Below are 20,416 nucleotides of genomic sequence, written 5' to 3'. Positions count from 1 at the left end.
ACGGTCAGGTCGCAATTTGCGACTGCTGAGGCGATATCTCACGGGAGAATCATTGTTGGAGACCGCGGCGCACGGCTAGGCGGTCTCGTCATTAGGATGAAGAAACTATGGTGCCACAACGGGTTATCATCGTTGAGGATGAATATCTGGTGGCGCTCGATGTTGAAGCGGTTCTCCAGTCCATGGGCGTGGAAACCGTCGTCATCGCGACCACGCTTGCTCAGGCCAAACAGGCAGTCGAAGACAATGGCGCCGATTGCGTGTTGCTCGACGTCAGCCTTTCAGACGGCAAGAGCTATGATTTCGCCCGCAGGCTTGGCAGTCAGGGCATTCCCTTCGGTTTTGTCAGCGGTTACGGCGACACGACCGGTTTTCCGGATGATCTCGTTGAGGCCCCCTTGCTCGGCAAGCCGTTTGGGGAAAACGACGTGATCGATTTTGTCCTTGACCTCGTCGGTGCGCGCGAGAGGGCCGTAAAAGAATAACGTTTCGACGCCAGATCGGGTATGATTGGCTTGAATCAAACCCTTGATCGAAATTCGGACGCGTTTCATGCAGTGGCAGGAAGAGGCAATCATTCTCGGCGTCAAGCGCCATGGCGAGACGAGTGTCATCGCCGAGGTGATGACACCCTCGCGCGGCCGCCATCTGGGCCTCGTCCGCTCCGGCCGCTCCCGTAGCATGCAGCCGGTGCTCCAGGCCGGCAACAGGGTTGATGTGCTCTGGCGCGCCCGCCTTCACGACCATCTGGGTGAATTCCGCATCGAGCCGCTGCAATTGCGCGCAGCACAGCTGATGGAGACGGCAACCGCTGTGTATGGCGTGCAGGCCATGGGGGCGCTCCTGCGGCTTCTGCCCGAGCGCGATCCTCATCCGCATCTTTATCAGGCGCTCGATATCATCCTCGACAATCTGCACGACCCCGTCGATGCCGGCGAACTCTTCGTGCGTTTCGAACTGGCGGTATTGAACGAACTGGGTTTCGGACTTGATCTGACGGAATGTGCGGCAACGGGCCTGCGCACCGACCTCATCTATGTATCGCCGAAAACCGGCCGGGCCGTTTGCCGCACGGCGGGTGCTCCCTATGCGGAGCGGATGTTGTCGCTTCCGGCTTTCCTGAGCGAAGGCCAGTCAAAGGCTGCCGATCCTCAAAGCCTGGCAGCGGCTTTCCGATTGACGGCGCATTTCCTCAATCGCCATGTCTACGATCCGCGTGGTCTCAACGAAAACGCCGCCCGCGACGGTTTCGTGCAGGCGGCGTTGAAGGCCCTGGAGGGCCGGGCGACGCCAGGTAACGGCGCTGAGGGCAGGGGTATTGAGAGCGCGCTCGATAAGGCTCTCTGACGAGAGCATTTCCAGCGATCCCGTGGTCATCGGAATTCTATCTCTTTGTCTGACGCCCTCCCGATGCAAAACCGTTGACACAGTTTTGCTTGAGGTGCTTCAAGCGATTGCTGGCCGGGGGGCCGGGCGCTCCTGGATGGGCCAGTGAACGATGGCGGCAAACACACCCATGCCAACGCCCAGCCACCAGACGATATCGTAGCTTCCGAACCGGTCGTAAAGAAAGCCGCCCAGCCAGACGCCGAGGAATGAGCCGAGTTGATGGGTCAGGAAAACGACGCCGCCCAGCATACCGAGATGACGGGTGCCGAACATGATTGCGACCAGCGCATTCGTCGGCGGCACGGTGGAAAGCCAAAGAATACCCATGATGGATGCGAACAGAATGACCGAAAGCGGCGATTGCGGCAGCAACAGGAACGCCGTGACCACGACGGAGCGCGCAATATAGATATAGGCCAGCAGATAGGGTTTCGAATATCGCTGGGCGATGACGCCAGCGGCGAGCGAGCCGATGATGTTGAAGAAACCGATCAGCGCCATCGCGATGACGGCATAGCGCGGTTCGATACCGATATCGCCGAGATAGGCTGGGAAATGGGCGGTGATGAAAGCCACCTGGAAACCGCAGACGAAGAAACCTGTGGTAAGCAGCAGATAGCTCTTATGGCCCAGGGCCTCCTTCAGCGCTTCGCCCGCCGTCTGTTGGAACTGCGCCTGCGACTGGCTGCCCGAGGAGGAATTGCCGCGCATGAAAAAGGCGAGCAACGGCACGAGCATCATCATGGCTGCGAGCCAGACGAGACTGTCCGACCAGCCATAGGTGGAAATCAGCCCCTGGCTGATGGGCGCGAACAGAAACATGCCGGCGGATCCGGCTGCCGTGCCGATACCAAAGGCGAAGGAACGTTGCTGCGGCGTGACGTGACGCGCAAACGCGGAAAGAATGACGCTGAAAGAGCCAGCGGCAATGCCGAGCCCGACCAGCACGCCGCCGCCGAAATGCAGCCAGAAGGGTGAGGTGCCGAAGGACATGCAGATGAGGCCCGCCGCATAAAGCACGCCGGAAAGCACGAGCACGCGACCGGTGCCGTATTTGTCGGCGATCGCGCCGAAAAAGGGCTGGCCAAGGCCCCAGAAGAGGTTCTGCAGCGCCATGGCGAGACCGAAGGTGGAGCGATCCCAACCTGTATCGGCAAGCATCGGGAGTTGGAAGAAACCCATGGCCGAACGCGGTCCGAAGGTCATGACGGCGATCAGCGATCCGGCAGTGATAATGAGCCAGGGCATGGTCTGGCGTGTGGCTGGCGACATGAATATTCCCCCAATCGCAGCGCCTCACCTCAAGAAGGTGCATGGCTTGCCGCGGATTCCCTTATGATGGGCCGAATATTATCCTCTGTCAGCCTGCCTCACTAGCAACTTTTCTTGACGGCCATTATTCAGGATATTGATGGGCACGCGGCAGGAGAGGTGACGATGAAGCAGAATATCTATGACGATCCCGTGTTTTTCGAGCGCTACAGCGCCATGCCGCGTTCCGTCGAAGGCCTGCGTCAGGCGGGCGAATGGCACGAACTTCGCGCCATGCTGCCTGAGCTGAAAGGCAAATCCATCCTCGATCTCGGTTGCGGTTTCGGCTGGCATTGCCGCTTTGCCGCAGAGCAGGGCGCCCGACACGTCGTGGGCGTCGATCTCTCCGAAAACATGCTGCGCCGCGCCGCCGAGATCAATGGCGGCCCCGGTATCGAATACCGCCGCACCGCGATTGAAGACATCGATTTTCCGCGAGACAGTTTCGATGTCGTGTTGAGCTCGCTCGCCCTCCATTACGTTCGCGATCTCGACCTTGTATTCGCGAAGGTGTTTGCGGTTCTGAAATCCGGCGGGAGTTTCATATTTTCCATCGAACATCCCGTCTTTACGGCGCTGGAAAAGCAAGACTGGTTCTATGACGACAATGGCGAAATCCTGCACTGGCCGCTCGACCACTATCAGGACGTAGGCGTGCGCCACTCCAACTGGATGGCAGATGGCGTCGTCAAATATCATCGCACGGTGTCAGGGATATTGAACGAGCTTTTGGCCGCCGGTTTCGCTTTGAAGCGGCTGGCTGAACCAAAACCTGATCCGGCGCTGATCGCGCAGCGAGAGGAACTGAAGCACGAAGACCGTCGTCCGATCTTTTTGGTCGCCAGCGCGCAGAAGCCTTAGGGCCTCGGCGCGTTTCCGCCTAACGCCGCTTGAGCGCCCAACCTTCGGGGCGCTCTTCGATGACCCTGGCGCCATCGCCAACAGATAGCCGACCTTCGCCGCGTGGCGTCACGTTCCAGCCGAAGAGGGGGCCGGGCACCCGCCGGTCGGCGGACATGCGGATGCGGCCCATAGCCTTCATGGGCGAGGGCACATCGCGGGAGCCGGTCATCTGGTCCTGCGTGGTCATGATGCAGCGGGCGCAGGGTTTGACGAGATCGAAACGAATGCCGCCGATCTCGATGGCCGCCCAGCGATCCTCAGCCCATGCTTCCTCCGTCTCCAGCACGATATTGGGCCGGAACCGCTCCATGCCGACTGCGTCTTCGCCATTGGCGCGCATATTGTCGTTCAGCGCGGCAAGCGAGGCGGTGGTGGTCACGAGGATCTGGTAACCATCCGCAAAGGTGACGGGCGTTTCATTGCCCGTCCATTCCAGGCTCGCTATGCGTTTCGAAGTATCATCGAAGAACGCCAGCTTCACCTCGCGCCCAAGCCAGGCTGAGAGCATGTCATTGGTCTCGTCATCGGCAATATTGGCGCTGACGATCGATTTCCACACCGCCACATCCATGCGCTGGCCGGACGGCCTTGCGACGATCTCGCCGTGCTGGTCACGCTCAAGGACCATACCGTCGTCCTCATGCCGCGCCACAACCGTGGCGATGGCGGGCAATTCACGCTGGGTAATGAAATGGCCCGATGGGTCCACAAGCATGGCCCGACGGTCGCCTGGCAGGCCCTCGGCCGACACGGTGCTGTCCGAGAGGGAAATGGCGCGCGCGCTTTTCAGCGGATAGATGTTGAGTTCGGTCACACGCATCTCGGGTCTCCTCAAATCTCGTCTAGAAACAGGTCCAGCACCTGCTTCAGCCGCTCGTGACGGGCCTTGGCCATTTCGCGGCCGGTCTCTGTGCGAAAACCATCCACCAGCTTGAATAGCTTGGTCTCGAAGTGGTCGATGGCAAAGGCGCGGTCGTCAAGCGGCCGTTCCTTCGCCAGCGGATCAACTGGATCGTACAGCGCCGATCCCATGCGCCCGGCAATGTAAAAGCAGCGCGCGGCACCGATCATGCCAATGGCATCCAGCCGGTCGGCATCCTGAAGGATTTTTGCCTCCAGTGTCTGCGGCTCGATATTGGCGGAAAAGCTGTGGGTGATGATGGCGTGCGCGGCGGCGTCGATATCTTTCTGCTGCCAGCCGAGGCCGGCCAGAATGCCTGCCGCTTTTTCGGCCGCCAGCCGCGATGCCTGCGCCCGCAACGGCGAGTTCTTCTCCACCGCCACGCAATCATGCAGCAGCACGCTTGCCGCCAGCACGGTGCCGTCCCCGCCTTCACCGGCATGAATGCGCATGGCGTTGCGGAAGACGCGGTGAATATGGGCAAGATCATGCGAGCCGTCGCCCGCATCGGCGGCATGCGGTATCAGGTCCTGCGCGAGCGCCGCATGGGGCGCGAAAGCCTCCGCCGCGATCATGCCTGCGGCTTCCGGGTGAGGATTTTCTGGTAGAACAGACCGATGCCGATGAGCACCGCGCCGAGCCCGATGAAGGAGAGCGCCCGCAGCACACCTTCGAGGTTGCTCATATCGATCAGGAACGCCTTCGCGACCGAGATCAGCACGAAGGCAGCCGATGCCAGGCGCAGGCTGCGCGCATTAAAGCGTGAGCCGAGCACCAGCAGCAGCACCCCGATCAGCAGCCAAACCACCGAATAGCTGTAGGTCTCGCCCTGCATAAAACCCTTCCAGTCGGCAATGTTCTCGCCCTGCCAGAAGCGGCGAACCGAAAGCGTTGCCCAGGCGAAGCCGAGCGCTGCGCCAGCCACCGCCAGCATGCTGACATAGGGCGGCGGACGTTTTCCGCGCGCATAATAGGCAAGGCCGCCATAGGCGAGCGCCGGCAGAAGGTAACCGATCAACAGCAGGTTGAGGAACGGGATGCGGCCGGTATTCTCGCCGGTGAAATAGGGGTTGAGCGTGAAGAAGTGCATGGTCAGCACATTGATGACGGCAATCACGCCGGCAATCATCGAGCCGTAACGGAAGACCGGGCTGGGGCTTTTCAGATCCAGCGTCATCAGCACGCCCGAGAAGCCGATGGTCAGCAGCGTGTAGATCGACTGTTCGCCGAGCGTCGGCACGCTGTTATCGAGCGTGCCGCCATTCATGGCGTGGCGGATAAGGATGGCGACGGCCAGAAGTCCCATGACGCTCGCAATTGCCTGCAGGAAATTCTTGGCACGAACGCCCGGCCAGTCGCGCAGCAGCCATGCCGAGGCGACGGCGAGCAGGGCGGGAATACCGTAACCCGGCAGCAATGCGTTGAAGACCGGCGTGGTGCCGAGGTTCTGCGGCCCGACGATGGTTGGTTCCCAGGCAATGCGGCCGAGAACGGCAACACTTGCGACAGCCATGACCCAGGGCAGCACATCCCAGTTGCGGTAACGTGTCGCGAGCACATAAACGAAACCGATGACGGAGAGCATCACGGTCGTCGCAAGCCCCTCCGTCAACGTGTGCAGGCAAAGCGTAAAGGCGGCGAAGGAGCCGAGCACGAGGATGTTCAGCGGCTTGCGATAGGCCTCGTTGTTCTGCCGGTGCAGCCACTCGGCGCCCGCAAGCAACACCAGTCCAAGGCCGAGGCCATAGGCGGCGTGCAGCCAGTCACGGCCGAGATTGCCATATTCGACGAAGCTCGTCGTGGCGAGCCAGACGGGGAAAAGGGCTGCGATACCGGCCCACAGCTGGGCGAAGTCCGAATCTTCTGCGCCCTTGCGCTTCAGGAAAGAGAAGGCGCACAGGACCAGGACGGCGCCGAGGCCGAGTGCCATGGCGATGTTGGCCGTGTAGGCCACCGACACGGGCGGAAGCGAGATCGCCGTGCCGTTGACGAGACCGATAAAATCAAGGCCCTGTCGCGACATCAGCGATACTGCCGTCTGCGCGCCGAGTGCGGCGACGAGTGCAGGCCAGACCGCATAGTGGCGGGCCGCCCCTAGGGCGGCAAGGGCTGCAATGAGGGCGGAAACGACGAAGGCCGGATGGGTGTCGAGGCTTCCCCCGGCAAAGATGAAACTGACAGCCGGCAGGATCACGGCCATGGATATTGTGAGATTGAGGGCGAGCGACGGGCGCAGCAAAAGCCTGATGATACGAACCGCACGCCGTTCGGGAACTGCCGTTTCGGATGTTTGCACGGGCGGGGTGTCGAGCAACCTTCCGGGCCAGAGGAAGATCGTCCCGGCCAGCATGGCCAACAGGGCAAGCGTCGGTGGTTCGGCATTTATCGTGCTGGAAAAGCCGATATAGCCGAGCGCCCAGAGGCCAAGGCCGGCATTGGCAAGCGAGGGAACCACGGTCCAGCGCTGCCGGCGTGCGGCCGCGGCGGTTGCCAGCCATGAGATCGTCAGGAACACGAACAGCGCCCAGATATTGGGTGTTTCGCTGGAGACCAGCGCAGGCGTCAGCATTGAGCCGAGAAGGCCGAGGCCTGCCAATGCCTGCCCATGTAGCAGCGAAAGGCCGATGGTGGCGAACGCGACGAGCCCGAGCAGGATGAAGGCCGTTCCCGACCCGATGTAGCCATAAATGCCATAGGCCGCGTAAACCACGCCGAACAGCGTCAAGGCTCCCGCTGCGGTAAGAACGCCGGGAATCATGGCGTTGGAATAGGTGGTGGCAATGCCCGGCATCGCCTTGCGGCGGATCGCCTCACCGGCAAGGCCGAGGAAGAGGCCGAAGATGGCGGCAAGACTCAGCCGCACGGCGGGGCTGAGCAGCCCTGCCTCGATGGAATATTTCACAAGGAAGATACCGCCGAGCGCCAGCGCCAGCCCGCCGGCCCAGACCGCCCAGCGTGCACCGAGCAGGCTTTCGAAGCTTTCCTTCGCCGCAGGGGTTGAGGCATCTTCCGCAACCGGCAGGGAAACGGTATTGGCGATTGGCTCAGCCTGAGCATCATCGCGCGCCACCTCCTGATCCGCCGCAGCCGCGCTGGCGTCTGAGCGCTCGAAAGTGTCTTCGTCCCGGATGGCTGTCGCTTCCGGCGGCATTTCGCCTTCCGACTGCGCCGTTGGCGCGGCGTTTTCGGTGATTTCCGCGGTCTTCGCCTGCGCCACATCAGGGGCCGCCACGCCCGCAGCCATCATCCTCTTGAGGCTGTGAACCTCGCGCTCCAGTGACTTGATGCGGCTTGAATTGCGGATACTCGCGACCAGCGTGTAGACGAAGGCCGCGATGAGGGCGAGGATAAACAGCGGGATTTCCAAACGGACTCTCCAATTACGAAGCTGTTTTTAAAGCCGTTTTGGGAAATTTATGCAAGGCCCGGTTGATTGCGGCACAAGCGAGCCGCTTGTTTCTTCTCCCCACCGGGGAGAAGATCTCCCGAAGGGGCAGATGAGGGGGTAAGCTCTCGGTCCATCGCTGACCTCACCCCCTCCCGCTGCCGCGACCTTCTCCCCCGCGGGGAGAAGAACGCAAGGCACAGCCGCTCGGTCCTATGCGCCGCTCAAATCAGGAAGCATCCACCAGCCAGCGCCGCGCCACTTCGATATCGGTGAGCCCGAGTTCGTGCCCGTCCTCGAGCGTCTTCACCTCAACCGTTGCGCCACTTGCCGCAAGCCTGCCCTGCAGCACGTTCGCCCCGTCGCGGTATTTGTCGCGTTCTCCCGCTACAAGCAGGAAGCTGCGACCGGAAAGATCGCTCTGTGGCCATGTTTCGAGAACCGGCATCGGGCGGAAGAGCAGGGCGTCGCCGGCAAATTCGGGATAAAGCGCCGCAAAGGCCGCGTAAAAATTGGCGCCGTTGGAGTGGCCGATAAAGCGCAGTTTGGAGCGGTCGAGTCCGTAGGATTGGATAGCACCCTCGACGAAGGCCGCAAAGGCCTCCGCTTCCGATACGATGTCTTTCTGGTCGAAGCTGAAATCCGGGAAGCGTCGGAACCAGCGGGCGATGTCTTCCTCCGTGCTGCGGCCGCGGACGCCTAGAAGTGTCGCCCCCGGTGCCGCGCGGTGCGCAAGCGGCATCAGGCTTGTTTCGCTGCCGCCCGAGCCGTGGAGCAGGATGATCGTGCTGCCGTCGGCCTCGTCGGGTGTGTAGAACCGATGGACAAAGGGCAGGTCGCGATAGATGACACGCTCTTCGCCCGGCATTGCGAATTGCGGCAGGGCAACGCGCACATCCGCCTCGTCTTTCATGAAGAGCGGCGGGATGAACAGCTTTTCACCCAGCGTTTCCAGCGGTTCATCCACCGTCATGCCGGGGCCGTCCGTCGCCATCTCAATGAGCGCGCCACCGGGCTCACGGACATAAAGCGAGTGAAAATACTTCCGGTCATGGGCATTGGTGGTGCTGGAATTCAGCGATTTCAGGCCGGTAAGAACCGTATTGAGGTCATCCATGTCTTTCGCGCGGAAAGCAATGTGATCGACCGTGCCGGTGCCCGGTGCGCTGGACCAGAAGCCGGTCGCATCCCGCACATCGATGATGTCGCCGCTGTCGGAGACGAGCCGCCGGATTGCGCCTGCCTGACCCTGCTGCCGGTAGCCGAAGTGTTTCTCGAGGAAGGCGACGGTCTCCTCGGGTACTTCGCTAAGCACTGTCGCACCATAAATGCGACGAATGGCGTCCTCGGCGGCGATCTCTTTCGTCACATGCGGCGTTGCGTCGGCGAAGGCATGGGTGCCGACCAGCTTGACGATAATCCCGTCCGGGTCTTTCAGCCGGATGACGGGCGCGCCAAACTCGTCCGCAGGACCTTCCGTGCGAATGCCGAATTTCAGCGCCCGGGTCAGCCAGAACCCGATTGCAGCCGGATCGATCGCCACGGAAATTTCCAGTGTCTGGCCATAACCGACACGTCCCTGGCCGCCATCTTCCCAGACGAGGAATGTCAGGAGGGAGCCCGGCGAGGCAATCTCGTCGCCATAAAGCAGATGAAGCTGCATGGCATCTTCAAAGCCTGCCGTGCGCTTGGCGAGCCGAAGACCGAGGAAGCCTGCGTAAAAGTCCACATTTGCCTGCACTTTGCGGGTAATCATGGTGATGTGGTGTATGCCCAGTGCCGAAGTCATATTGCGGTCCCGCCGTTTCGCCTGCTGTTTCTGGCCCTATTTGTCGCAACCTGCCCCTGATCCGCAACCCCGGCAAATGAGAACGCTGTGTTCGCGGTGTGAACGATGTTGTTCTTCCTTCGTTGCATGCGCGATGGGCAGGGTGCTGCGTTTTTAGGTCTGGCCTGCCTGTTTATGCATATAAAATAAGCAGAATAAATTGTGTCTATTTTATATGCAATTTTGTCTTGCCTTGCCCGTTGGAATTGGGTCTTATGCAACCAACTCAACAAAACCATCAGGGGGAACAAATGAGTTTAACGCGCAGGTTGCTGACCAAGGCGTTGGCCATGACCGCGATCGGTGTCACCGCCGGTCTTGCGTTGCCGGTTGCCAAGGCGCGCGCGGAAACACCGGTCAAATTCACGCTCGACTGGAAATTCGAGGGCCCGGCCGCCGGTTTTCTGCTCGCGCTCGACAAGGGCTACTTCAAGGCCGAAGGCCTCGATGTCACCATCGACAGCGGCAATGGCTCGGTAGAGGCCATTCCGCGTGTTGCGACCGGCGCTTATCAGATGGGTTTTGGGGATATCAACTCGGTGATCAAGTTCCTCGATGAGGACCCGAGCCAAAAGGTCAAGGCCGTTTATATGGTCTATGAGCGGCCCACTTTCGCCGTTGTCGGCCGCAAGTCGCTCGGCGTCACCGGTGATCCGAAATCGCTGGAAGGCAAGAAGCTCGGCGCGCCGCCGCCCGATGGCGCCTTTGCGCAATGGCCGGCTTTTAAGCAGGTCGCCGGTCTCGATGACAGCAAGATCAAGATCGAATCGATTGGGTTTCCCGTGCGTGAGCCGATGCTCGCCAAAGGCGACGTCGATGCCGTCTTTGGTTTCGCCTTTTCCGTTATCCTCAATCTCAAGAAGCAGGGCATCGGTGACGATGATATCTCGACCATACTGATGGCCGAGCACGGCTTGAATCTTTATGGCAATGCGGTGCTAATAAACACTGATTTCGCTGAGAAAAACCCTGAGGCCGTCAAGGGGTTCCTGAAGGCGCTGGCCAAAGGTTTCGCCGATTCCGTCAAGACCCCGGAAGAGGGCGTGGCGGCGGTGTTGAAGCGCAACGAAACGCTCGACAGCGCCATCGAACTCGAACGCCTGAACATGGCCAACAGCATGAACATCAAGACGCCCTACGTTGTGGAAAATGGCATGGGTGGTGTCGATCCGGCGCGCCTTGCCGCCTCGCTGGAGACGCTGAAGGTCTCGATGGGCCTGAAGGGCAACGTCAAGGCGGAACAGGTGTTTGACGCGACCTATCTGCCGGCCAAGGAAGCACGCATGCTGCCCTGATGGGTAAAATGAGCGGGTGCCGCAGGTTTCGTCTCCCCGCCGGGGAGAAGTCCGCGGCAGGGGATGAGGGGGCAAGTTCTCCGTATATCTCTGCGTTTGCCCCCTCATCCGACCCTTCGGGCCACCTTCTCCCCGGCGGGGAGAAGAAACAAACGGCGACGCTTCGGGCGGCCATGGCCCATCATCTAAACTGAAAACGGGAACAGCAATGTCACATCTCGTGGAAATAGACGGCGTTGACATGCGCTATGGCGGGTCGGGCGGAACGCTTGCCGTCTCCGGCTTGAACCTGAAGGTCGCCAAGGGGGAATTTGCCGCCGTGGTTGGCCCGTCCGGGTGCGGCAAGTCGACCCTGATGAAACTAGTAACGGGGCTGCATATTCCGCAGAAGGGCAATGTCGTCGTCGCCGGGCGGCAAGTCACGGAGCCGGTGTCGATCGTCGGCATGGCGTTCCAGAACCCGACCATGCTGCCCTGGCGCACGACGCTTGAGAATATCCTGCTGCCGCTGGAGATCGTGGAAAAACATCGCCATCGCCTGCGCGCCCATAAAGCGGACTATGTCGCGAAGGCCGAGCGCCTGCTCGAAATCGTCGGCCTGAAAGGCTTCGGATCAAAATATCCTTGGCAGCTTTCCGGCGGTATGCAACAGCGCGCCAACCTCTGCCGTGCGCTGATCCACGAACCTGAACTGCTGATGCTGGATGAACCTTTCGGGGCGCTCGATGCCTTCACCCGTGAAGAGCTGTGGTGCGTGATCCGCGATCTGCACGCCGCGCAGCGGGTCACGATCATCCTGGTGACCCATGATCTTCGAGAGGCGACCTTCCTGGCGGACAAGATTTTCGTGATGAGCGCAAGACCCGGTCGCGTGCTTGCCGAACACCGCGTGCCGTTTGCCCGGCCGCGCCAGCTCGATATCATGTACGACAAGGGTTTTAACGACATGGTGCAGGAACTGCATGGTGAAATCGCGCAGGCGAGGGTGGCGGCATGAGCGTGATCGTGGAAAGCCCCGTCGCGGCCGAGCCGCCAAAGCCGCTGATCGCCCGGGTCAACTGGGTGAAGGCGGCGCCCTGGCTTTATACGCTGGCGCTTTTCGTCGTATGGGAACTGCTCGTGCATGCGCTGAAGATGCCGCCCACCATTCTGCCCTCGCCGGTAAGGGTGGGGCAGGCGATCGTGCAATATTGGTCGCCGATCTGGAAGAACTCGCTTCAGACGCTCTATACGACCACGCTGGGCTTTGCCATTGCGGTTGCCGCCGGTCTTGCCATCGGCCTGTTCATCGGCTGGTCAAAAACCATCTATGCCGGGCTTTATCCGCTGATGATCGGCTTCAATGCCATCCCCAAGGTGGCACTGGTTCCCATCCTCGTCATCTGGTTCGGCATCGGCACCGTGCCAGCGGTTCTGACCGCTTTCCTGATCTCCTTCTTCCCGATCGTCGTCAACGTCGCGACCGGCCTTGCCACCATCGAACCCGAAACGGAAGACGTGCTGCGCGCGCTTGGCGCAAAGAAGATGGACATCATGCTGAAGGTCGGCATTCCCCGGTCGATGCCTTACTTTTTCGGCTCGCTGAAAATCGCGATTACGCTTGCCTTCGTTGGGTCGGTCGTATCGGAAACCGTCGCTTCGAATTACGGCCTCGGCAACATGATGAGTTCGGCGCAAAGCCAGTTCAACGTGCCGCTCGTCTTCGCCGGCCTGCTTATGCTCGCGGTCGAAGGCATCGCCATGTATGCGGTCATGGCCTGGCTGGAGAAGCACATGACCGGCTGGGCCCATCGCTCGACCATGGGGCAGTGAGCCCTTCTTTTCTCCGCCCGGGAGCAGAGGCCCCGAAGGACTAGATGGGGTTAAAGCCCGCGACAGGGCGAGAGCTCGCACCCCTCAACCCGCTGCCGCGACCTTCTCCCCGTCGGGGAGAAGGCGACAAGCCATAACCGTTTGCGCCATCCACCGCGCTGCGGAAACGGAATTTCGCGACGCTTAATGCGCCGCCATTTCTTTGACGATATCCGCACCATCCATCATGAACGGGTAGTAAGTTGGCCAATTGGTGACTTCGTCCAGAAGCGCCTTGCGGTCGTTGCCCCAATAGAGATGGTAATGGCCAGCCTTCGTCGGTTCGATCGTGTGGTCGCTAAACTGAATAAACTGTGGTGCGGCCTCATCGCCGGCGGTTTTCGTGAAAATATAACGAACACCGCGATTACCCTTCTTGTAGGTCAAGATCTCCTGGCCATCGCTGACATACGTGCCCTTGGTCGGTTTTCCTTCCTTATAGAAAGTAACGCTATCGGGCGTGATGACGATGCGGTTCACATCGGTCTTGTAGCCGATTTCGTAATAGGCGCGGTATTCTGCGGCGGTTTTGTCGCCGTGAGCAGCCTTTTCGGCCATGACGCCGTCCAGCGAGCCGTTGAGCAGATAAGGATAAACCGACTGCCAGTCACCTTCCCAGTCCGTCAGTGGACGGGGCTTGACCTGTGCATCCTCGAAATAGCCCTGGTAAATCTTTTTTTCCGCTTCTGTCATCTGGTGCCCGTGGTCGTGTCCATGGTTGTGGGCTGCGGATTTGTCGCCACCGGCGGCCATCGTGGTTGCTGCCATCAACATGGAAGCCAGTGCGGCGGCGCTGACGCGGGTGAGTGTTTTCTGCATTGTTTGCGGCCCTCTCTATCGGTCATGCAAGTTACGTAATAACATTACATATCGGTCTATAAAGGCGGCGCGAAAGGGATGCAAGCCCGAGTTGGTGATGACGGGCGTGAAAAAGCGCGGTGGCCATTTTCGGCTACCGCGCTTTTTGATGTCGAAGGTGCTGTGTCAACCCGACCTTTACAGGAGGTGCTTTAGGCGGGCTGGGCGCTCACCTCGGCCTTGCGTTCGTCAAATGCCAGCTTCATCGCCTTCGTCACATCGCGCGTCGTTGCGAAGTAGCTGTCACTGCGAACCCAGTAGCGCAATTTCACAGTGGCGCTGTCGGCGCTTACCGAATCAACGAAGGTGACGGGGGCAGGGTCCAGCAGGACGCGGCTTTCCGACCGCACGACATTCATCAGCATATCCTGTGCTTCCGCCAGATCCTGATCGTTCTTGACCGTCAGGCTCAGTTCGTGTCGGCGCGAGGGGAAGCGGCTGTAATTGGTGATCGGCACGTTCCAGAGCGTGGAGTTCGGCGCGAGGCGATAGAGCCCGTCGCTTGTCTTGAGCTCTGTCGCAAACAGTCCGATTTCAATGATTGTGCCCGTTACGGTGCTGGTCTCGATATATTCGCCCACCCGAAAGGGGCGTAGCACGAGCAGCATGATGCCAGCCGCGATGTTTTGCAGCGTGCCCTGAAGCGCCAGACCGATCGCCAGACCGGCAGCACCAAGAGCGGCGAGGATGGACGCCGTCTGCACGCCAAATTGGCCGAGCACCATGACGATGACCAGAATGAGCACGACGTAACGAATGGCACCCGCAAAAAAGCCGGCAAGCGTGGCATCGAAACCGCGAATGCGCGACAGACCCTGAAACGCCCAGCGCTGAAGGAAGGTGGCGGCCAGCCAACCGATGATCAAAAGCAGCAACGCGCCGATGACCGAGAAGGAATATTGCACCGCCAGTGCGCTCGCCTGTCGAACGGCCGCCTGCGACGCGACGAAAATATCCGTTGCCTGTTGTTCCATAAATTATCCCGTTATTTTCCGCTGTTCATGTTTGGTAACGACTGGCTGGCGGGTGGGTTCCGCCATAAATGTCTGGATCCCGCCGAAGCGTGGCCTCTTGATTGCCAGAAAACTCTAGCGGAGCGGCAGCACGAAGGGCACGTTACCATCGGCATCCGCCCCACGGCCGATTTTCTTGATGGCCGCAACCAGCCGACCTTCTCGCTGAAGCAGCCGGTCGCCGATGGCGATGATGCGGGCGTTCGGCGTCGCATAAGGCGAGACGGCGCGCAAACGTAGCGCAAGGTCCGTGTCGTCCTGATCGGGGTAAAGACTGAGGGCGGCGACAACGGCAGCGGCGGGCGAGCGCGAAACGCCCATCCAGCAATGAATAAGCAGCGGTGCCGACTGGTCCCATTGACGGGCAAAATCGATCAGTTGCAGGACATGAGCGTCATCAGGCGCGATCAGATCAGCAGTACCCTTGAAGGCGATGTCGTTCATGGCAAGTGTCAGGTGCCGTTCTGCCGCAATGACGGCCGGCCGGTGAAAGCTTTGCTCCTTGGCAATCAGCGTCACCATTTCGCGCGCTCTATGCCTGACCGCCATTTCGGCAATACGTCCGAGTGGGGATACGATTATGGCTGTCATTTGGAACCGTTTGTCTTTGCCGATCGCAGCGCCTCGATCGCTTCGAACCGTTCGACGAACAGCCTTTGCGCTTCGGTCGAGGGAAGTGGCGTGATGTCGAACATATCGCGGGTGATGCCGCGCGGCAGGCCGAAGAATTTTTGCGCCTCGGCGACGGAAAAACCGGCAAGCTCGGTCGCCTCGAAGAAAGCTGCGACTGTATCGGCCTTCTTGATGCGGTCCTTCAGTTCGCGCGGAGCATGCGGCGGCAGGCCGAAACGCAGATGCACCGCCGCTTCCAGCCGTTTTTCCACAGTCTTGTATCCGCCGCCGACCACGGATTTGAACGGCGAGATCATATCTCCGATGACGTATTCCGGCGCGTCATGGAGGAGGGCCATCTGCATCTCATCGGGTGTCGCGCCGATGCACATCTTGCAGAAAATCGTCTCGACGATAAGGCAATGCTGGGCGACGGAAAAAGCATGGTCACCACGCGTCTGGCCGTTCCAGCGGGCAACGCGCGCCAGGCCATGGGCGATATCGGTGATTTCGACATCGAGCGGCGAGGGATCGAGCAGATCGAGCCGGCGACCGGACAGCATCCGCTGCCAGGCGCGTGGGCTTTTGATGGGCGGCACGCTCAGTCCTCCGCCCGCGCCGCCGGATCGACCGCTGGAAAGGAGAGGCCGCTCCACGCCGGCAGCGCCACGTTGACCGGCGTTGTCTCTGCCAGAAGCGGGGTTCCGGATGCTTGCGCATCGGCCACGCGGTCAATCCGCACGATGGCCAGCGCCTTGTTGCCACAGACGGTCCCAAGCGCGCCGACCGGCTTTCCGTCCGCGATAATTTCCGTTCCTGTGGCGGGAAGCGCGTCGGCGGCGGAAACGGTGACGACGCGGCGTCGTGCCGTGCCCCGGTGCTTCATGCGGGAGACGACCTCCTGGCCGACAAAGCAGCCCTTCTTGAAGGAAACGCCGTCGTTTACATCCATCAGCACATCATGAGGGAAAGCATCCTGCAGGCTGTAGTCAGCACCGGATTCGGCGATGCCATGGTCAACGCGCAATGCATCGTAAGCCGCAACGTCGCCGGATACCGATGCACCCGGTACGCGGTGAAGATTGATACCCGCCTTGGCAAAACGACCATCCGCGACACCGGCCTCCGCGGTGGGCTCACCCCAGAAAACGCTCACGCCTTCGGTTGTCTCAGCCTTCAGATCGACCGCTGCGCGCAACTTGTACATGGTGAGGCGGCGCAGCAATGCGTCCTGCTGGGCAGATTCCGTTTCGAGCAGAAAATCGGGTCCGTCGCGCCAGATCAGGAAATCGAACAGGATCTTGCCCTGCGGTGTCAGAAGCGCTGCTGCACGGGCCTCGCCTTTTGGCAGCGATTCGACATCGGCCGTGATGAGGTTATTCAAAAATTCCTCGGAGCCAGTGCCGGAAACCCGGATCAGGCGGCGGTCGGCAAGAAAGGCGGAAGGCATGGCGTCACCCTGGTTCGTCGAGACAATGCGTCCTTTGCAAGAGCACATGTGCCCAAGAGCACAGATGCCGATGCCGGACGCTCATTCCGCACAGTTAGGATTTTTGGCCGATAACGGCAAGCACTGCGATGCGATCAATCACCCGCGGTGAAAAACTTCCACTTGCCGTCAGGCGAAATGCCGATGCGATAGAAGCTGTAATTGCCATATTCCTGCATGTCAGCGAGATCGCCAGCCGTGATGATGCGCAGAAGCTCGACTTTCTCAGGCGCCGTCAGCGTATTCAGCGCTTTCCCGGCAAAATAAGGGAAAACATAGGCTTCGTCGGGCGTACCCGCATCCACATGCGCATAACCGGTCGACAACAGGTCGATGATGATCGCCAGCACCTCCAGGCCATCGGGATCGCCGGAATAGCTCTTCAACGCCGCAATCGGGTCTTCAGCGTCATTGCCGTCGATGCGGAATTCCTTCTGACCGGCGGCGATAAAGGGCCTAAGCTTTTCGATGTCGCCCGAAGACGCCGCATCGATAATCTGCTGGCGCAGCTTGCGAACCGCCTCGGGCGCCTTGGAAATGTCGTGCTCGATCACAACGGACATTTCAGGGCCGTTATCGGCGGGCTTGGAGGTTTGCGGGTTTGTTTGCCCGGCGGAACGGTCGACCAACGGGTCGGGCAGGGGAATGCCGTCCGAATCGCCCTCAACTTCGTCAGGCTCGGCAGGCTGTGCCTGCTGCGGCTGTTCACCACCCTGCTTTTGAGGTTCGCTTTCGTTCTTCTGCGCCGGTTTCAGCTCCGAGAGGGCGTAGGCACTGCGCGGCAGGCCAAGTGGCCCGGCGGTCAGGGCAAGCACGATGGACAGCAGGGCGGAAGAGCGCAACAGGCTCCTGCTCAGGCAAGACATGATAGACCCCGGCTTTACTGTATGATCCGCTGCGGCGAAAATTCGCCCTGGAGCATGCGCTGGCGCAGCGATTCCAGCATTGCCTCAGCGCCCGCCTCACCGTGAATCCGGATGGTTTCACGCATGGCCAGAGCAATCGCGGCATCGGCGATAATCTCCGGCTCGATGCCGTCAGCCATGCCGTCGGCCCATGCCTCGTTCTGGTGTTCCAGAGCGACCTGCATCTTTTCATGCACGATCATATCGTCGATTTCGTTACGGCTTGTCTGCATTTTTCATCCTCGACAGGGCGGGCAAGTCCTTACCACCCTGTTAACAACACTAGCAGCCTTTTATCAAAACGGCACGGGCTGCGGCGAAAAGAGGTTAATAAACCTTTAATTTCCGAACCTGGACGCGATTTCCTGCGCGAGTGTTGCCCCTTCGTTACGGTAGCTCTCTTCTGCCATGATGGCGGCGCGGGTGCAACTGGTGTGGATGGCCGCAAAAGAGCGATATCCACGGTTGAATGCGGCCGTCATACGTTGGCGTCGTTCGGGTTCGCTGGCGGTGTCCGCAGCCAGCAGGTCGCTCATCGACTTGCGCCAGTCCTCCGGTCCTGAGGAAGGGCACAGGGTTCGCAAATATTGCACCGCCCCCAATATTTCAGACAGCCGTGCCAGCTTGTCGTCATAGGGTGCGGGCTTGGGCGGCGCTGCCTCCACCGCGGGTGGCGGAGAAACGGCCTTGGAGGGCTGCGCCTGCGCAACCTTTCCTTGCCCGATAACAAGAATGGTCAAGAAAAGGGACAGGAAAATGGTTGGCCGCATCAAAATTCTATTCTGCCCCACACATACTCGTGAACTGTTGGCTCGCGACCATCCGGCGTGCCGATACGCCTAGATAATCGCGATTCTGGTTGGCTGGCAATCACGCAAGCAGCCGCTCCGCACATTCGACAACGCTTTCCGGCGCCGGCAGGAGGCGGATTTCGGCGAGCGTATACCATCCGGCATCAGCCGCGTCATCGCCGACCGTGACCAGCGGATCGGCATCCGTTTCCACGGTAAAGACGGACAGAAAAAAATGGCTCGTCAGCCTGCCTTCACCATCACGCGATGGAAGGTCATAAGTCGCGAAAAGCTGCGGCCGGCGCGCCACGATGCCGGTCTCCTCGTGCAGTTCGCGCAGGGCCGTCTCGGCCGGGGTTTCCCCCTCTTCGGCCCGCCCACCCGGAAAGGCGAACATGTCTTTCGAGGGCGGGTTGATGCGCCGCACCAGAAGCAGCCGGTCTCCATTCCTGACGATGGCGGAGGAGGCGGCGCGGGGCTTGATACGAAAGGTCATGAATGGTTTCGCTTGTTTCGGCCGTTTCCGGCCTGTCTATAGTGGTATCATGGCTCAAAAATCGATTCAGGTATTCGCGCCAATCGTTATAGTCTTGTGCATGCAAAAGACGGTGGAATGAAGGTCTATCTTATCTACGTTCTGGCGGCTCTTGCCGAAATCGCCGGCTGCTTTTCCTTCTGGGCATGGCTGAAACTCGGCAAAACCGGTTGGATAGTGTTGCCCGGCATGGTGGCGCTGGCCGCTTTCGCGTGGCTTCTGACGCTGGTGCCGACCGAGGCGGCCGGCAGGGCCTATGCCGCCTATGGCGGGATCTACATTGCTGCCTCGCTGTTCTGGCTGTGGGGCGTGGAAGGGCATGCGCCGGACAGGTGGGATATTGCCGGCGGGGCTGTCTGCCTTGCTGGCACCGCCATCATCCTGTTTGGACCAAGAGGCTGAGGACAAAACCATGTGCGGACGTTTTGTACTGGAAGCAACGCCTGAGGAGATCGCCGACTTTCTCGATCTCGTCAGCGTCGAAGAATTTCCCGCCCGTTACAACATCGCGCCGACGCAGCCTATCCTGATCGTCATGGAGGGCGAGCGGCAGGAGCGCGGCAGCAACCTGCCCAACCGCCGCGCCGTGCTGGTGCGCTGGGGTTTTTTGCCGGGCTGGGTCAAGGACCCCAAGGATTTTCCGCTGCTGATCAACGCCCGTTCGGAAACGGCGATCGGCAAGGCGTCTTTTCGTGCCGCCATGCGCCATCGCCGCGTGCTCGTGCCGGCCACAGGCTTTTACGAATGGCGACGCCCGCCGAAGGAGGAGGGCGGCAAACCGCAGCCCTATTTTATTCGCCCGAAGAAAGGCGGCATCGTCGCCTTCGCCGGCCTCATGGAAACCTGGTCCTCCGCCGATGGTTCGGAGGTCGATACAGGCGCCATCCTAACCACCGCCGCCAATGCGACGATCGGCCGTATTCACGATCGTATGCCCGTGGTCATAGCGCCCGAGGATTTCAGCCGCTGGCTGGACTGCAAGACCCAGGAGCCACGTGACGTCGCGGACCTGATGCGGCCGGTGCAGGAGGATTTTTTCGAGATGATTCCCGTGTCGGACAAGGTCAACAAGGTCGCGAATATCGGGGCGGACCTCCTGCTGCCGGTGCCGGAAAGCGTGCCGCTGCCAAAGATCAAGCCGGCAAAGGACGAGGGCCAGATGTCGCTGTTTTGAGGTGTCTCGCGAGGCCGATGACGAGGGCTGAGCGAGCCGCCTCTTTCTTCTCCCACCGGGGAGAAGATGGCCCGAAGGGTCAGATGAGGGGTCTACGGTAGAGATATGCGGAGAGCTTGCCCCCTGATCCCGCTGCCGAGGACTTCTCCCCGGCGGGGAGAAGAAACAAGTGGCAC

At 60.5% G+C, this 20,416-nt stretch carries 22 protein-coding genes; 8 read left to right on the top strand and 14 right to left on the bottom strand.

Annotation, left to right across the window (positions count from 1 at the left end):
- Nucleotides 1-107 precede the first annotated feature (107 nt).
- Complete coding sequence (locus AT6N2_RS05330; protein WP_209089063.1) at nt 108-485, top strand: response regulator; 378 nt, start codon at nt 108-110, stop codon at nt 483-485.
- Nucleotides 486-552: 67 nt separating this feature from the next.
- Entirely contained in the window at nt 553-1,347 is a 795-nt protein-coding gene (recO, locus tag AT6N2_RS05325) for a DNA repair protein RecO (protein WP_209089060.1), read from the top strand.
- A gap of 99 nt (nt 1,348-1,446) precedes the next feature.
- Here the strand turns inward: recO and AT6N2_RS05320 are convergent, their stop codons facing one another.
- On the bottom strand, nt 1,447-2,661 hold the full coding sequence (locus AT6N2_RS05320; protein ID WP_209089057.1) for an MFS transporter: 1,215 nt from the start codon (nt 2,659-2,661) through the stop codon (nt 1,447-1,449).
- A gap of 165 nt (nt 2,662-2,826) precedes the next feature.
- Between AT6N2_RS05320 and AT6N2_RS05315 the strand changes: the two genes are divergently transcribed.
- Complete coding sequence (locus AT6N2_RS05315; protein ID WP_209089055.1) at nt 2,827-3,561, top strand: class I SAM-dependent methyltransferase; 735 nt, start codon at nt 2,827-2,829, stop codon at nt 3,559-3,561.
- A gap of 19 nt (nt 3,562-3,580) precedes the next feature.
- Here the strand turns inward: AT6N2_RS05315 and AT6N2_RS05310 are convergent, their stop codons facing one another.
- The 4 genes from AT6N2_RS05310 to AT6N2_RS05295 form a co-directional block, all read right to left on the bottom strand.
- Nucleotides 3,581-4,423 carry an MOSC domain-containing protein gene (locus AT6N2_RS05310; protein ID WP_209089052.1) on the bottom strand — a complete coding sequence of 281 codons (843 nt, stop codon included), beginning with the start codon at nt 4,421-4,423 and terminating at the stop codon, nt 3,581-3,583.
- An 11-nt stretch (nt 4,424-4,434) separates the two neighbouring features.
- Nucleotides 4,435-5,079: an HD domain-containing protein gene (locus tag AT6N2_RS05305; protein ID WP_209089049.1), complete on the bottom strand. Its 645-nt coding sequence runs from the start codon at nt 5,077-5,079 to the stop codon at nt 4,435-4,437.
- Nucleotides 5,076-7,871 (bottom strand): DUF2339 domain-containing protein, encoded by a 2,796-nt coding sequence (locus AT6N2_RS05300; protein ID WP_209089046.1) that lies wholly within the window; start codon nt 7,869-7,871, stop codon nt 5,076-5,078. Before AT6N2_RS05300 ends, AT6N2_RS05305 begins: the two co-directional genes overlap by 4 nt.
- Before the next feature lie 247 nt (nt 7,872-8,118).
- A complete protein-coding gene (locus AT6N2_RS05295; RefSeq protein WP_209089043.1) occupies nt 8,119-9,678 on the bottom strand; it encodes a VOC family protein in 1,560 nt (519 codons plus the stop codon).
- A gap of 290 nt (nt 9,679-9,968) precedes the next feature.
- Between AT6N2_RS05295 and AT6N2_RS05290 the strand changes: the two genes are divergently transcribed.
- From AT6N2_RS05290 to AT6N2_RS05280, 3 genes are all read left to right on the top strand, one after another.
- Nucleotides 9,969-11,012 carry an ABC transporter substrate-binding protein gene (locus tag AT6N2_RS05290; protein WP_209089041.1) on the top strand — a complete coding sequence of 348 codons (1,044 nt, stop codon included), beginning with the start codon at nt 9,969-9,971 and terminating at the stop codon, nt 11,010-11,012.
- 208 nt (nt 11,013-11,220) lie between these two features.
- The gene (locus AT6N2_RS05285; protein ID WP_186376651.1) at nt 11,221-12,009 is read left to right on the top strand and encodes an ABC transporter ATP-binding protein; all 789 of its coding nucleotides are present in this window, start codon (nt 11,221-11,223) and stop codon (nt 12,007-12,009) included.
- A complete protein-coding gene (locus AT6N2_RS05280) occupies nt 12,006-12,824 on the top strand; it encodes an ABC transporter permease (RefSeq protein ID WP_209089038.1) in 819 nt (272 codons plus the stop codon). The genes AT6N2_RS05285 and AT6N2_RS05280 overlap by 4 nt, the downstream gene beginning before the upstream one ends.
- Before the next feature lie 183 nt (nt 12,825-13,007).
- On the opposite strand, the gene AT6N2_RS05275 is transcribed toward AT6N2_RS05280, so the two are convergent.
- From AT6N2_RS05275 to AT6N2_RS05235, 9 genes are all read right to left on the bottom strand, one after another.
- A complete protein-coding gene (locus AT6N2_RS05275) occupies nt 13,008-13,682 on the bottom strand; it encodes a ZinT family metal-binding protein (protein WP_209089035.1) in 675 nt (224 codons plus the stop codon).
- Between the two features lie 191 nt (nt 13,683-13,873).
- The gene (locus AT6N2_RS05270; protein ID WP_144575059.1) at nt 13,874-14,695 is read right to left on the bottom strand and encodes a mechanosensitive ion channel family protein; all 822 of its coding nucleotides are present in this window, start codon (nt 14,693-14,695) and stop codon (nt 13,874-13,876) included.
- Between the two features lie 114 nt (nt 14,696-14,809).
- Nucleotides 14,810-15,325: a tyrosine phosphatase family protein gene (locus AT6N2_RS05265; RefSeq protein WP_209089032.1), complete on the bottom strand. Its 516-nt coding sequence runs from the start codon at nt 15,323-15,325 to the stop codon at nt 14,810-14,812.
- Nucleotides 15,322-15,945 carry an HD family hydrolase gene (locus AT6N2_RS05260; protein ID WP_063951038.1) on the bottom strand — a complete coding sequence of 208 codons (624 nt, stop codon included), beginning with the start codon at nt 15,943-15,945 and terminating at the stop codon, nt 15,322-15,324. The genes AT6N2_RS05265 and AT6N2_RS05260 overlap by 4 nt, the downstream gene beginning before the upstream one ends.
- 2 nt (nt 15,946-15,947) lie before the next feature.
- The gene (locus AT6N2_RS05255) at nt 15,948-16,796 is read right to left on the bottom strand and encodes a YgfZ/GcvT domain-containing protein (RefSeq protein ID WP_209089030.1); all 849 of its coding nucleotides are present in this window, start codon (nt 16,794-16,796) and stop codon (nt 15,948-15,950) included.
- A 134-nt stretch (nt 16,797-16,930) separates the two neighbouring features.
- Entirely contained in the window at nt 16,931-17,701 is a 771-nt protein-coding gene (locus AT6N2_RS05250) for a hypothetical protein (protein ID WP_209089027.1), read from the bottom strand.
- A 14-nt stretch (nt 17,702-17,715) separates the two neighbouring features.
- A complete protein-coding gene (locus tag AT6N2_RS05245) occupies nt 17,716-17,973 on the bottom strand; it encodes a hypothetical protein (RefSeq protein ID WP_006314521.1) in 258 nt (85 codons plus the stop codon).
- A gap of 105 nt (nt 17,974-18,078) precedes the next feature.
- Complete coding sequence (locus tag AT6N2_RS05240) at nt 18,079-18,513, bottom strand: TIGR02301 family protein (protein ID WP_209089024.1); 435 nt, start codon at nt 18,511-18,513, stop codon at nt 18,079-18,081.
- Between the two features lie 97 nt (nt 18,514-18,610).
- The gene (locus tag AT6N2_RS05235; protein ID WP_209089022.1) at nt 18,611-19,027 is read right to left on the bottom strand and encodes an NUDIX hydrolase; all 417 of its coding nucleotides are present in this window, start codon (nt 19,025-19,027) and stop codon (nt 18,611-18,613) included.
- Nucleotides 19,028-19,144: 117 nt separating this feature from the next.
- On the opposite strand from AT6N2_RS05235, the gene AT6N2_RS05230 reads away from it, so the two are divergent.
- Nucleotides 19,145-19,468 carry a YnfA family protein gene (locus AT6N2_RS05230; protein WP_209089019.1) on the top strand — a complete coding sequence of 108 codons (324 nt, stop codon included), beginning with the start codon at nt 19,145-19,147 and terminating at the stop codon, nt 19,466-19,468.
- Nucleotides 19,469-19,478: 10 nt separating this feature from the next.
- On the top strand, nt 19,479-20,240 hold the full coding sequence (locus AT6N2_RS05225; protein WP_209089015.1) for an SOS response-associated peptidase: 762 nt from the start codon (nt 19,479-19,481) through the stop codon (nt 20,238-20,240).
- Nucleotides 20,241-20,416 lie beyond the last annotated feature (176 nt).

Origin of the sequence: Agrobacterium tumefaciens, from assembly GCF_017726655.1 — a bacterium.
GTDB classification, from domain to species: Bacteria; Pseudomonadota; Alphaproteobacteria; order Rhizobiales; family Rhizobiaceae; genus Agrobacterium; species Agrobacterium tumefaciens_B.
This window is presented reverse-complemented; position numbering and strand designations above follow the sequence as displayed.